Raw genomic sequence first — 13,379 nt, 5'->3', positions numbered from 1 at the left:
CGAATGCAGCTAATTCTCGGCCTGGCCCTGGCGGCCGCCGTGTTTGTCATCTTGAAAAAATGGGGTGCCCTGTCACCGGAAGGCCAGAAAGCCGCCATATGGAAAGCGGTGCTGGTGGTGGGCGGCGCCCTGTTGTTGTTTATGGTGCTGACCGGGCGGGTCCATGTGTTGACGGCAGCGGTTGCCGCGATCATTCCGTTGCTGCGCAAGCTGCCGGCGCTGTTGAAGTTTGCCCCCCTGGTTCGCCGGGCGATGGGTGATAACGAAGGGCCAGCTCCGGGTGGAGCGTCAGGTGCCCGAGCCAATGTGGCAACTCAGGGCCCGATGACCGAACAGGAAGCTTGTGACATCCTCGGTGTAAAGCCCGGCTGCAGCCGGGAGGAAGTGACCGCGGCCCACCGGCGGCTGATGCTTAAGGTACACCCGGACCGGGGTGGTAACGACTACCTGGCGGCCAAGCTCAATGATGCCCGGGACCTGCTGCTCGGCAAACGGGCAGCTTGATCAGGGCAGAATGTCGACTTTCACATCCACCGACTGATTTTCAGAACGGTTACCGGTTACCCGATAGGTGATGCCATCCTGCCGGTGGCTCTGGGATGTGCTGGTGCCACCCAGGGACACCCACTGACCGGGTTCAACCCGCCGAATGGTCATCAGGGCTTCGGTTTCATAGCCCTGGATACTGGCCGGATCTTCCTCAAACGAGACGATATTCAGCTCTACCGTCTGGTCGGATATGGCCTGGGGTGTCACGATAAAGCCGCTGCGGGTTTCTACCTGTTCGAGTATCGCCGCCGGGTTGCGTCCGCCCTGGACCGCAAACGGTAGGGTGCGCACATTGCCGGAGGTGATGTGGGCGGACTGGCCATCCTGGACCACCAGTTGCCGTTCAGTGCTGGAATTGGTGCTTATGGTGCGGCGTTCGACATTGGCGCCGGCCCGGTTGTCGGAAATCGTCACGCCGCCACCGGACTGCTTGCCGCCGATGTCCTGCCGGTAGCGAACGCTGATGCGCATCTGCACGGGCGGTACGTCGATGGATTCAATCAGCGTGCCGATCTCATCCAGTAATCCGGGCTCCCCACGAACCACCAGTTGCTGTCCCCGGGCGGAGACTGAGACGGGAGCCTGCTGATAGAGTTCTTTAATCTGGTTGGCAACGTCAGCAGAGGTGCGGTTGTTGAGCTGGTAAACGCGAGACTCCTGGGCGAGGGCAAGGGTTGAAAACAGGGCGAACACCAGTGCCAACAGGCTGGTTGTGATGGAGTGGGTCATGCGTTCAGTCATCGGGGCCTCCGGAGCCGTTACACATACCCGCCAAAAATATTCCGGATTGCGGGTTGCCAATCTGAAAACCGCGGGGTTATAGTGAAAAGCATGAAGACCACACACGCAGCCTGTCAATTGAATGTTTTGAAAGCTTTCGGTGAGAAACTGAAGGCCGCAGGTTCTGCTGTGTATTTTTGGTGGTTTGGTTATGGCTTTTATTTTAGCCAGAGCCCGGGCCGCCCGTAAGATCTTCATCGACCGAATTTAACGAGGAAGGCAGCCCGGCAAGCAACCCAGGCTGCCACCGGACTCGAAAAAGCCCCGACTGGTAGCCCAGCCGGGGCTTTTTTGATTCTGATACAGGGAAACGGGAACACAGACATGAACATGCCGCTGAAATCCGAAACGCTGGGCGAGCAAATCGCAAGTGCTTGCCAGCACCGACAGGAAGCCACACTGCCAACGGCGGGCGAGTTGCGCCAGCAGTTTCCTGCCGGTGAGCACCTGGTTCGGGCCATTGCCAGTTACCGTGAGCAGATCCGCGCCGTGCTGCACGGTCAGGACGACCGAACCCTGATTGTGATGGGCCCGTGTTCGATTCACGATGAACAGGCCGCCCTGGATTACGCCACCCGTCTGAAAACCCTGGCGGACGAGGTGAGTGATCGCTTCCTGATAGTGATGCGCGCCTACCTGGAAAAACCACGCACCACGGTTGGCTGGAAAGGCCTTCTGTACGATCCTGATCGCACCGGCCAGGGCGATCTGAAGCAGGGTCTGGAACGCTCCCGAAAGCTACTGCTGGCATTGTCCGAGCTGGGTTTACCGCTGGCGACGGAAGCCCTGAGCCCGTTCATGATGGATTACCTGGGTGACCTGGTGAGCTGGACTGCCATCGGTGCCCGCACCACCGAATCCCAGATCCACCGGGAAATGGTCAGCGGCCTGCCCATGCCCACCGGCTTCAAAAATGGTACCGATGGCGGCATTACCGTGGCCAGCCATGCCATGAAGTCTGCCTCGCACCCGCACCACCATATGGGTATTTCCCATAACGGCGCGCCGGTGATGATCTCTACCTCCGGTAACCCGGACACCCACCTGGTACTGCGCGGTGGCCGGGGCGTGACCAATTACGATGAGTTGAGCATCGCCAAGGCGGTGGCGGAACTGGAGAAAGCCGGCTTGTCGACGGCAGTGATGGTGGACTGCAGCCACGACAACGCCTGCAAGCAGGCCGAGCGGCAACTGGATATCGCCCGGGAGGTGATGGCCCAGAAGCGCAGCGGCAACCGGCACATCAGGGGGCTGATGCTGGAGAGCTTCCTGGAATTCGGCCGGCAGGACGACGGCGAAGAGCTGATCTACGGCTGCTCGATTACCGATCCGTGCCTGGGCTGGGAGCAGACGGAGGCTCTGATCCGCTCACTGTAGAAAGCAACAGCTGCCCGGCCAGCAATACCAGGATGCCCCCCATGGCCCGGTCGAGCCAGTGTCCGAACCGGTTGAACCCCCGGCGGACACGGGGGTGGGTAAAGAATATCGCGACCAGGGCAAACCAGAGGCCGGTGGCGAAAGCCATATAAAGGCCGTAGCCCGCCTGCAGCAGCACCGGGGTGCCGGGGTTGATGATGACTGAGAACAGGGATACGAAAAACAGCGTGGCCTTGGGGTTCAGCACGTTGGTCAGGAAGCCGAGCCGGAACGCCGCCCAACCGGTTTGCCCGTTGCTACCTCTGGCATCCACATGAATGCCGCCGGGTTTTGCTCGCAGGCAATGCCAGGCAATCCACAACAGGTACAGGGCACCCACCACCTTCAGTACGGTGAACAGCATTACCGACTGCTGAATAATGAAACCAATGCCCAACAACGAATAACCCACATGCAGCAAGATACCAATGCCAATGCCGGCTGCGCTCAGCAAGGCATTACGTCGGGACTGGGTGAGCGCCTGGCGCAAAACGATCGCGAAATCCGGGCCCGGGCTTGCCACCGCAAGTAAGTGAACCAGTGCCACCGTCATAAATTCCAGCCAGTAATTCTGCACCTGAGATCTCCGGGTATTGTCATTGCCAGACGAACGTACTGAAGGTAAACCTGCACACTGCTGAGGATTTTTTGCCAGCTTCACCTGTCAGGCAATGATAAGGTTTCTATACTTTCAGTTTAACTGCCGAATTCTAGCTTACCGGGAGGCAAAATGAACAAGCGTGAAGTGGATGTGGCCATTATCGGTGCCGGGACTGCCGGCATGGTGGCATACCAGCGGGTTCGTAAAGCCACCGACAATGTGGTTTTGATCGAGGGAGAACGGTACGGCACCACCTGCGCGCGGGTGGGCTGCATGCCCAGCAAACTGTTGATTGCCGCTGCTGAAAGAGCCCACGACCTGAAAACCGCCGATGTGTTCGGTGTGCTGGCGGGTGATGTACGGATTGATGGCCGGCTGGTCATGGAGCGGGTGCGGGCAGAGCGGGACAAGTTTGTGGCACCGGTGGTTCGGTCCATGGAAAAACTGCCGGAGGAACACCGATTGATGGGCCATGCCCGGTTTGTCGACAGCCACCGGCTGGTGGTTGGCGAACACACTGAAGTGCATGCCGATCGCATTATCATTGCCACCGGCTCCCGACCTAACGTGCCGGGCATCCTGAGAGAAGCCAAGGACCGGTTAATCGTTAACGACGATGTGTTTGACTGGCAGGATCTGCCGGAATCTGTAGCGGTATTCGGCCCCGGTGTCATCGGCCTGGAACTGGGCCAGGCACTGAGCCGGCTGGGCGTGCGGGTTCGGCTGTTTGGGGTCAGCGGTGGTATTGGCGGCCTGCGGGACGAGAAGATCCGTGACTATGCGAAGGGCGTGTTTGGTGAAGAACTGGCACTGAGCCTGAAGGCGGAGACTCGCCGGGTCGAGCGCACGGGTGAAGATGTTCACATCACCTGGTTTGAGGATGGCGAGGTGCATCAGGAAACCTTTGACTATCTGCTGGCGGCCACCGGCCGCCGTCCCAATGTGGATAACCTGGATATCCAGAATGCCGGCATTGAACTGAATGACCAGGGCATGCCGGAGTTTGATCCCTACACACTGCGCTGTGGCGACAGCCATATTTTTATTGCTGGTGATGTGAATAACCACCGGCCCTTACTGCATGAGGCGGCAGATGAAGGCCGTATCGCCGGGGATAACGCCGCGGCCTGGCCCGATGTGCGCACCGGCTTGCGCAAGACGCCGTTGGCCGTGGTGTTCTCAGACCCACAGATTGCCTTGGTCGGGCTGACCATTCATCAGGTGGACGAGAAGTGCCAGGGCTGCTTTGCAATCGGGGAGGTCAGCTTTGAGGACCAGGGCCGTAGCAAAGTGATTGGCAGGAATCGCGGTTTGCTGCGTGTGTATGGTGAGCATGGCAGCGGTTTGTTCATGGGCGCAGAAATGTTCGGGCCGGCGGCGGAACACATTGCCCACCTGTTGGCCTGGTGTGCCCAGAAGCGAATGACCGTCAGTGAAATGCTGGAAATGCCTTTCTACCACCCGGTGATTGAAGAAGGGTTGAGGACTGCTCTGAAAAATCTCAACAGAAACCTCAGGCTGGGGCCGGAACCCGCTGAGGGTTGTATGGATTGCGGGCCCGGCGTCTGAGCCGGCCCGCTTCTGTTATATCCGTAATTGATCTGAATCAGCCGTTTCAGGGCGTGTTGTGCCGTACGATCAAGGGCCTGGCGGTTGCATTCCGCTGATACCGTGCCCATATCTTCTCATGGAAGAAGTAGGCAACGGTGTTGATGGTCGGCTCAACCATGGCGATCAGGCTGCCGATCAGAATGTCGCCGGTCAGCAAATAGGCTACGGAGAACGCCACCACGAAGTGCGTGATTGCAAAGGTGATGGTTTTTAACAGTGACTGGTCACCGTTGGCACTGTGGTTGTGAACGAACAGTTTCAGTGCGCTCATGATCAACTCCGTTTTCGTAGGGTCTATGAATGTATTGAAGACCAAACGAGAATTATTTCCAAATAGAACTTGTGATTATCGTCGATAGCATCGGTCTATGGGTTTCTGGTTTTTGATATAATCTTATGCTATCGCAAGTATTGAAGAACTAAACTTCAGCTATAGCCGACGACTGAGTAGAGTGGTTGGCAGATAAACCCAAAACGCGAATCAGGAGGTTCAATATGGGTAAGAACTTTATTGGTCTGGACACGGAAAAGACCCAGAAGCTGGCGGACTCTCTTAACGAGTTGCTGTCCAACTACCAGATCTTTTACATGAACGTTCGTGGCTATCACTGGAACATCAAGGGCGACAATTTCTTTGAGCTGCACGCCAAGTTTGAAGAGCTCTATGACGATCTTTTGCTGAAGATTGATGAGATCGCCGAGCGTGTTCTGACCCTGGGCCACCGCCCGGCGCACGCATACAGTACCTACATCGAGAAATCCGATGTGCCCGAGCGAAAGGATGTGTCTGATGGCAAAGAAGCTGTGGGCAACATCGTAGAGAGCTTCGGGAAATTGATCGCCAAGCAGCGTGATCTGCTCAATCTGGCCGGCGAGGCTCAAGACGAAGGCACCGTTGCCCTGATGAGTGACTACATCTCCCAGCAGGAAAAAACGGTGTGGATGTACCGGAGTTACCTTGGTCAGTAGATTGTCATAATACGTCCGTAAGGGCACGTGGTGGTATCAGGCCGCCATGTGCCTTTCATCAATATGTCATTGCCCTGTCTTATTTCCTTCCCGATCCTGTAACAGCGGTGAAATAGGTTTCTTTGCTACCGAGTTAGTTTTCTAATAAAGCAATTCACCGAAGACTGAACCGGGATTCGCTGCCATATACGATGCTGCGACACTGTCCCTGCGCGGCTTTGCAGAGGTTGGTGCTCAGCCGGATATGCTGACTCACTCCTGATGGCAAATACCTTCTGGTAGCCAATGAGGGTGAGCCGAGTGACGACTATCAGATTGATCCGGAAGGCTCGGTTTCCGTCATTGATGTGACTGACCCTGACAACCTGCAAGTCAGGACGGCAGATTTTACCGCCTTCAATAGCCAGAGAGCACAGCTGGTGGCGGATGGTGTTCGGGTATTTGGTCCGGGTGCCAGTGTCGCCCAGGATATGGAGCCGGAGTACATCACAGTGAACGCCGACAGCACCACTGCATGGGTGGCGTTGCAGGAGAACAACGCACTCGCGAAAGTGGACATCGCCTCGGCCACCATCACTGAGATCCTGCCGCTGGGCTACAAGGATCATGGTGTTGAGGGCCAGGGATTGGATGCCAGCGATGAAAACGGAGTCATCGACATCAAAACCTGGCCGGGTATTTTCGGCATGTACCATCCGGATGCCATCGCCAGCTTCACCAATAACGGTGAGACTTTCATCCTGACCGCCAACGAGGGCGATGCCCGGGCCTGGGGTGAGGATAACCCAGCCTATTGGGGGCCTGAAGATTCGGAAGACCCTGACTTTGGTGGTGATGCCAATCAGGGCTTTGTCGAGGAAATACGATTCAAGCATTTGTTCCACAAGAACGGTTTTGAACGCCGTCTGGGCGATGACATGCCGCCACAACTGTTCGACCTGGCGAAAGGCGCACTGCTGAATCCCGAGGTGTTCGACTACTGCGGCGCCAGTGCCGGTGAGCCAGGCGGCTGCCGGGAAGATGAACAGTTGGGCCGCCTCACCGTGACCTGGACCATGGGCTACCGCACCGATGAAAACGGTGACCCTGTGATGTTCAATACCTCCGGTGTTGAGGACCCTGCAGGTGACCGGCTGATGTATGACGAGGTATACGCATTCGGTGGCCGTTCCATGGCGATCTGGTCCGCTGATGGTGATCTGGTGTGGGATTCCGGCGACATGGTTGAGCAGTATCTGGCCAGTGATGCCTGCCTTGCCGGGTCGCAGCGAGATATCCCCTGCGCGGAGTTCTTCAACTCGAACCACAGTGCTGGCGATTCGTTCCTGAACCGCTCGGATAACAAGGGGCCAGAGCCGGAAGCGGTAACATCAGCCACCTTTGGTGATCGTACGTTTGCTTTCCTTGGTCTTGAGCGTATGGGTGGTGTCATGGTGTTTGACATCACCAATCCGCAGTCGCCGTCGATCGTGGACTATCTCAATACGCGGGAAGAGTGGGTGATGGACCCGGAAACCAACCTGGCTATCGCCGGTGATCTGGGAATCGAAGACATTACGGTGATACCCGCGGACCTGTCACCAAACGGCGACGTGCTCTTGCTTACCGGTAATGAAGTGAGTGGCACCACCGCGGTGTATCGAGTGGTTCTGCAATACGCCGAGTAATCGGTTAACGCAGTCTGTAAAACAACCCCGTCCTCTGGACGGGGTTTGTCGTTGTGCATCGCAACCCTTTGCTGACAGTCAGGTTTCACACAACTGACATATATAGTTAACAAATCGTTCATAAACCATCGCCATAGTGACATCACGAAATTCAACACCGATCAAGAATGATCACTGATGGAGAAGAACGTAATGAAAAAGCAATTGCTGGCACTGGCTATCGGTTCCATGGTTGTCGCGCCGTCTGTGGCGATGGCTGACAAGGGCCCGACTGTTTACGGTAAAGTGAATGTTTCCTATGAGAACCAGGATCGTGATCGCGCCTCTTTCTCTAACGATGCCTGGCGTTTGCAGAGCAACAATTCCCGTCTTGGCGTAAAAGGTGAACTGGACCTGAACATTGAAGACGTGGTTGCTGTTTACCAGGCGGAATACCAGATCAACGTTGATGATGGCGGAACACCTTTCAGCCAGCGCAACATTTTTGGTGGTTTCAAACACGCCAACGCGGGCACACTGATCGCCGGTAACTTTGACACCCCGCTCAAGCGCGCCGAGATGAGCGTTGACCAGTTCAACGATACCCTGGGCGACATCGATTTCCTGATGGCCGGCCAGCTGCGTGCAACCAACATCATTCAGTACAGCACCCCGAAACTGGCAGACATGCTGACCCTGAATGTTGCGTTTATTCCGGGCGAAGAGTTTGATAACGTTGCTAACCCGGATGCCAATGACGGCCCAGCAGATGCGATTTCCGCCTCACTGACGTTCCAGAAAGACATCTTCTACGGTGCGATTGCCTACGATTCTGAAACGACTACTCGTACCCGTGGTAGCAGCACTCCCCGCCGTTTTGTGGATTCTGACGGCGGTGCACAGGATCCGCAGAACGATATCCTTCGTTTTGTGGCGGGCGTCAACACCAGCGCATTTGAAGCCGGTTTCCTGTACCAGTTGGCTGAAGGCGCCAACAACAACATGGAAGACACCAGCTACCTGGTTAGCGGTGCGTTTAAGACCGGCAATCTGAAGCTGAAGGCCCAGTATGGTCTGACCGAGGGTGATCTGACAGACGAAGAGCGCAGCTTGTGGGCGCTGGGTGCTGATTACAAGGTTGGCAAAAACAGCAAGGTGTATGCGGTCCTGACCGAGGTAGAGGAAGACCTGAGCGAAGACAAAGACACCACCTTCGGTATCGGCTTCGATCACAAGTTCTCCATGTAATACCCTTTTCATGTCGCGTCACTTCGCCGGGCCCCGCAAGGGCCCGGCTTTTTGCGTTTCAGCCGGCGGCTTTAAGTGGCGGCACATCCTGATGCAGGAACCATTTTTCGGTCACTACCTTTCGGGTAAACCAGTGCGAGCGCATTAACGTGCTGGCGAGGGGCTGTTTCAGCCATTCAGGCAGTTCCCAGCCGGGGTCCTGCTCGCTGGCACGGTTGCCAAAGCGTTCCGCAATGCGCTCACCGTAGCGCTGTAGCGCAGCCCCGGAAAAGTCGGGCGCGTGAAGAATCACCTCGGCCGCCATCAAGGCGGATTCAATGGCAGGGCGGATACCCTCACCGCTCTGGGTGTAAGCCAGGCCCGCTGCATCTCCGATCAGCAATACGCCGTCGTCTACCAGTGGCCGATCTGCATGGGCGTACAACAGGTAGGCATGGCCTTTGAATCGCCCCGGCAGGTCTGCGGGGATTCGCCCGTCGTGCTTCATATCGTCTACGAATGCCTCCAGGTGATCCGTTAGCCGGTGGTTGTCTTCCCGCCCCAGGCCAATGTTCAGGAAATTACCTTTGCGGAATACCCAGGCATAACCCTTGAGATCCCGGCAGAACCAGAGCTCAGGTGTATCCCCCCGGGCTTCACAGGCATCGGCCTGTTCCGGTGTCATCTCAAACTCCACTTCCTTGGCGGCGACCACTGTTTCGTGTTTACCGGGGCCAGTGCCCAGCTGTCTGGCAACCGGGCAGAAGTGCCCCCCGGCGCCAATCAGAAGCGGGGCCTGCCACTGGTTGTTGACCACCCAGTGGCCGTTGTTCCGGACGATGGATTTGACGGGTGTGGCAAGTTGCTTTGGAGAGCGTACCCGCTCGAGCAGGAAAGCGTCGAATTCGCAGCGCCGTATGCCGTAACTGACAATGCCATGGTGGTCGTTCTCCACCGCAGGCTGCCCCATCATGCCAATGCGGAAACGACGAATAGGCTGAAGGGTTCGGCCATTGGCGTAATTCGCCGGGTTGATGTCCAGGCTCTCCATAACGGCAGGTGTTACCCAGCCCGCGCAGGTTTTGTCCCGGGGGAAGCTGGCTTTGTCGATGACCAGTACATTCTTCCCGGCATCCTCCAAGCTGCGTGCCAGGGTGGAACCGGCCGGGCCGGCACCAACAATGATCACATCGTAGTGATCCATCAGTTGCCCTCCGGTGTTGCCGGAAACGCATACAAGTCCTGCCGGCTCTGGGGCAGCTGGTTGTTATCGCCATGGGTAAACACCACCTGGAACAGCTGCAGAGAACCGGCCCGGAATGCTGCAATTGAGCCCGCCAGATAAAGCCGCCAGGCGCGGGTGAAGTGTTCGTCGTACATCTCGGTAACGCGCTCGGCATTGGCTTCGAAGCGCTCCGTCCAGTGGCTCAGGGTCTGGGCATAGTGCAGCCGCAGGTTCTCCACATCCAGTACCGAGAAGTCGCCGTGCTCACAGATTTCCATAAACTCGCCGATACTGGGAGGGTAGGCGCCGGGAAAGATCCGCTTCTCTATCCAGGCATTCATTAGCATGGGGCGGTTGCGCCCGATACTGTGGAGCAGAGCTATGCCGTTGGGTTTCAGGCTGCGCTTGATCAGCTCCGACAGGGCTCGGTAGTTTTCCTTGCCAACATGCTCCAGCATGCCAACAGAGACGAATGCGTCGTACTGGCCGGTGATATTGCGGTAGTCGTCCTCGACATAGGTAATAAGACCATCGAGCCCTTGGCGTTCAGACTCGGCCTGGGCGTATGCCAGTTGTTCACGGGATATGTTGTAGGAGTGAACTTTCACGCCGTAGTTGCGGGCCATATAACGGGCCAGGCCGCCCCAGCCACAGCCGGCTTCCACCACCGTCATGCCTGGCCTCAGGCGCAGCTTCCGGCACACATGCTCCAGTTTGGCCAGTTGTGCCTGCTCCAGTGTGTTACCGGGGTGCTCGTAATAGGCACAGGTGTACTGCATTTCTGCGCTGTCCAGCCAGAGTTGGTAAAACTCGTTGCCCAGGTCGTAGTGGTGGTGAATGTTTTCCTTGGCCTCGGAAATGCCGGTTGCTCTGGGGTTGTGATTCTTCCAAAGCGCATCCAGCCATTTTGGCCATTTCTGCCGGGCGGCGTGGACTGATCGGTAAAGGCTTTCCATCAGATCAGGCAGGTCGCCATCGATCTCCAGGCGGCCAGCGCTGTACAGATCGCCGAAGGCGAGGTTGGGGTTGGCAACGAGGGAGTAGAGTGCCTTGTGATCCTTCAGGTGCAGGGTGAAGCGGGCTGGCCCTTGCTCCGGCTCGATGACCTCGCCATTCCACAGCTGGAAGCGTATGGCGGGTGAACCGGCCATTCGCATTAACTTGGCGATCAGCCAGCGTTCATAGCTGTGTGGTTCGCGATCAGCCTGACTGTTTTCCAGTGGCAGGCTAAGAACATGTGCTTTGGTGTTGCTGTCAGAATAGTCCGTCTTTGGAGCTGTGCCCTGTGCCATGAAACTTCTCTCCCTTCGCGTTAATTCTCCGGCGTTTTCCCGAATGCATCACTGAGAGTCGCGTTTCTTGCTTAGTATAGAAAATGATCAGGGTTTGTCAGGTTTGGGTGCAAAAAGGACAGGAGGCAGGGGCGGGTTGCTTACCCGACCCTGCCTGAAAAGGTCAGTAAGTGGAGCTCATGCCGAACCATTCCGGGAAGATGACGATCAGCGCCAGCACCAGAATCTGGATCAGTATGAATGGCACAATGCCTTTGTAGATATCGATCGTTCGGACATTCGGTGGTGCCACCCCTTTAAGGTAGAACAGTGAGAACCCGAAGGGTGGTGTCAGGAAACTGGTTTGCAGGTTCATGGCTACCAGAATGGCAAACCACAGCATGTTAATGCCCAGGGCTTCGGCTACCGGCGCCAGGATGGGCACGATGATGAAGGAAATCTCTACGAAGTCGATGAAGAAACCAAGAATCAGGATGACCAGCATGGCCAGAATGATGAAGCCCCATTGCTCGCCCGGCAGCATCAGCAGCCATTCCTCCAGCAGATAGTCGCCGCCGGTGTAACTGAACACCATGGAGAAGGCCGTGGCTCCAATCAGAATGGCGAAGACCATCGCAGTAACGCTGACTGTATCCTTCGCCGCATCCCAGACCATCTTGAACGAGAACTGACGGTAGATGAGCGCCAGTACCACCGCGCCGATACCGCCCAGGGCGGAGGATTCGGTGGGGGTGGCAATGCCGGTGAAGATGGAACCAAGCACCACGATGATCAATGCCAGTGGCGGAATGATGGCCAGCAGGGCATCCCGGATTTCCTTACCCCGGCTTACGCCGTCATCATCCTTGGGCATGGCTGGTGCCGTCTGTGGTTTCAAACGGGTAAGCACCAGAATGTAGACAATGTAGAGGCCAATCAGCAGCACCCCGGGGCCGACCGCTGCCTTGAACAGGTCGCCAACCGGCAGCCCAAGCACATCCCCGAGGATAATCAGGATGATGGACGGCGGTACGATCTGCCCGAGGGTGCCAGAAGCGCAAATGGTACCGGTTGCCAGCCGTTTGTCGTATTTGTGCGCAAGCATGACCGGCAGAGAAATCAGGCCCATAGCCACCACGCTGGCGCCCACCACACCGGTCGAAGCGGCCAGGAGCGCGCCCACAAGAATGGTGGAAATGGCCAAACCACCCGGCAAACCGCCAAACAGGCGACCCATGGAGGTGAGCAGTTGCTCAGCCAATTTGGTGCGTTGCAGCACCACCCCCATAAAAATGAACAAGGGCACCGCCATCAGAACCGTATTCTGCATCACGCTCATGATGCGGTACGGCATGAAGGCAAACAGATCCATGCCCTCGGCATAGATACCGAACACCAGAGCCACACCACCAAACGTAAAGGCCACGGGGAAACCGAACATCAGCATGATCAGGGCCACGCCGAACATAATCATACCGATCATGCCAGACCTCCCGCGCTGTGCTCGCCTACGTATTCTTTCTCGCCCGACAGTACCCGGATGGCGTAGGTCACCATATTCAGGCCGGCGGTGGCCATGAATACAGCACTCAGTGGTATCACCGCTTTGATCACCCAGCGGTGGGGCAGGCCACCTGGGTCACCACTGCCTTCGCCCATCTGGTAGGAATCCAGGGCGAAGCTGTAACCGTAACGGCCGATCAGGTAGGCAAAGGGAATGACAAAAATCAGCGCACCCAGAATATTGACCCAGGCCTTGGTCTTGTTACTCCAGCGGGTATAGAACACGTCTACCCGAACGTGGCCGTCTGTGCGCAGGGCGTAGGGAATACCCAGCAGAAAAACCACGGAATACAGATGCCATTCCATTTCCTGCAGGGCGATGGACACGTCGTTGAAGACGTAACGGGCAACGACATCGTAAAAAACGTTCACGGCCATCAGGATCATGGCCAGGCAGGCAATCACGCCGCACAGTTTCGAGAGCCAGGCCAGGCTCTTGTCGAGTTTGATTATCCAGTGCATGGAACTTCGTCCTCCGCAAAGCGGATGCGTATCTGTGAAACGAAAAAACCGGGATCACT

The 13,379-nt window shown here is 56.9% G+C and carries 13 protein-coding genes; 6 read left to right on the top strand and 7 right to left on the bottom strand.

Going from position 1 to position 13,379, the window contains the following annotated elements:
• The first annotated feature begins 3 nt into the window (after window positions 1-3).
• Entirely contained in the window at window positions 4-504 is a 501-nt protein-coding gene (locus FIV08_RS17060; RefSeq protein ID WP_152439206.1) for a DnaJ domain-containing protein, read from the top strand.
• Here the strand turns inward: FIV08_RS17060 and FIV08_RS17055 are convergent, their stop codons facing one another.
• Window positions 505-1,290, bottom strand: coding sequence for a secretin N-terminal domain-containing protein (locus tag FIV08_RS17055; protein WP_228715448.1), 786 nt, complete (start codon window positions 1,288-1,290; stop codon window positions 505-507).
• A gap of 363 nt (window positions 1,291-1,653) precedes the next feature.
• Here FIV08_RS17055 and FIV08_RS17050 point away from each other — a divergent pair, with 363 nt between their 5' ends.
• Window positions 1,654-2,706 (top strand): 3-deoxy-7-phosphoheptulonate synthase, encoded by a 1,053-nt coding sequence (locus FIV08_RS17050; protein ID WP_152439205.1) that lies wholly within the window; start codon window positions 1,654-1,656, stop codon window positions 2,704-2,706.
• Here FIV08_RS17050 and FIV08_RS17045 read toward each other — a convergent pair.
• Window positions 2,651-3,322, bottom strand: coding sequence for a LysE family translocator (locus FIV08_RS17045; protein WP_152439204.1), 672 nt, complete (start codon window positions 3,320-3,322; stop codon window positions 2,651-2,653). The genes FIV08_RS17050 and FIV08_RS17045 overlap by 56 nt on opposite strands.
• A 153-nt stretch (window positions 3,323-3,475) precedes the next feature.
• Here FIV08_RS17045 and FIV08_RS17040 point away from each other — a divergent pair, with 153 nt between their 5' ends.
• Entirely contained in the window at window positions 3,476-4,915 is a 1,440-nt protein-coding gene (locus FIV08_RS17040; protein WP_152439203.1) for a dihydrolipoyl dehydrogenase, read from the top strand.
• Between the two features lie 46 nt (window positions 4,916-4,961).
• On the opposite strand, the gene FIV08_RS17035 is transcribed toward FIV08_RS17040, so the two are convergent.
• A complete protein-coding gene (locus FIV08_RS17035; protein ID WP_197463799.1) occupies window positions 4,962-5,228 on the bottom strand; it encodes a DUF2061 domain-containing protein in 267 nt (88 codons plus the stop codon).
• A gap of 224 nt (window positions 5,229-5,452) precedes the next feature.
• On the opposite strand from FIV08_RS17035, the gene FIV08_RS17030 reads away from it, so the two are divergent.
• The 3 genes from FIV08_RS17030 to FIV08_RS17020 all read left to right on the top strand — a co-directional run bounded on the left by FIV08_RS17030 (window position 5,453) and on the right by FIV08_RS17020 (window position 8,820).
• On the top strand, window positions 5,453-5,926 hold the full coding sequence (locus FIV08_RS17030; RefSeq protein ID WP_072676187.1) for a Dps family protein: 474 nt from the start codon (window positions 5,453-5,455) through the stop codon (window positions 5,924-5,926).
• Between the two features lie 275 nt (window positions 5,927-6,201).
• Window positions 6,202-7,593 carry a choice-of-anchor I family protein gene (locus FIV08_RS17025; RefSeq protein ID WP_228715563.1) on the top strand — a complete coding sequence of 464 codons (1,392 nt, stop codon included), beginning with the start codon at window positions 6,202-6,204 and terminating at the stop codon, window positions 7,591-7,593.
• Between the two features lie 192 nt (window positions 7,594-7,785).
• The gene (locus FIV08_RS17020) at window positions 7,786-8,820 is read left to right on the top strand and encodes a porin (RefSeq protein WP_152439201.1); all 1,035 of its coding nucleotides are present in this window, start codon (window positions 7,786-7,788) and stop codon (window positions 8,818-8,820) included.
• 58 nt (window positions 8,821-8,878) lie between these two features.
• On the opposite strand, the gene FIV08_RS17015 is transcribed toward FIV08_RS17020, so the two are convergent.
• The 4 genes from FIV08_RS17015 to FIV08_RS17000 all read right to left on the bottom strand — a co-directional run bounded on the left by FIV08_RS17015 (window position 8,879) and on the right by FIV08_RS17000 (window position 13,320).
• The gene (locus FIV08_RS17015; protein WP_152439200.1) at window positions 8,879-10,003 is read right to left on the bottom strand and encodes an NAD(P)/FAD-dependent oxidoreductase; all 1,125 of its coding nucleotides are present in this window, start codon (window positions 10,001-10,003) and stop codon (window positions 8,879-8,881) included.
• Window positions 10,003-11,316, bottom strand: a complete 1,314-nt coding sequence (locus tag FIV08_RS17010; RefSeq protein WP_152439199.1) for an SAM-dependent methyltransferase — start codon at window positions 11,314-11,316, stop codon at window positions 10,003-10,005. Before FIV08_RS17010 ends, FIV08_RS17015 begins: the two co-directional genes overlap by 1 nt.
• A gap of 163 nt (window positions 11,317-11,479) precedes the next feature.
• Window positions 11,480-12,778 (bottom strand): TRAP transporter large permease, encoded by a 1,299-nt coding sequence (locus FIV08_RS17005; RefSeq protein ID WP_152439198.1) that lies wholly within the window; start codon window positions 12,776-12,778, stop codon window positions 11,480-11,482.
• Complete coding sequence (locus tag FIV08_RS17000) at window positions 12,775-13,320, bottom strand: TRAP transporter small permease subunit (protein WP_152439197.1); 546 nt, start codon at window positions 13,318-13,320, stop codon at window positions 12,775-12,777. Before FIV08_RS17000 ends, FIV08_RS17005 begins: the two co-directional genes overlap by 4 nt.
• Window positions 13,321-13,379 lie beyond the last annotated feature (59 nt).

Origin of the sequence: Marinobacter sp. THAF197a, assembly GCF_009363275.1 — a bacterium.
Taxonomy (GTDB): domain Bacteria; phylum Pseudomonadota; class Gammaproteobacteria; order Pseudomonadales; family Oleiphilaceae; genus Marinobacter.
Note: the sequence above shows the minus strand (reverse complement) of the source record. Positions and strands in the feature narration are given on the sequence as shown.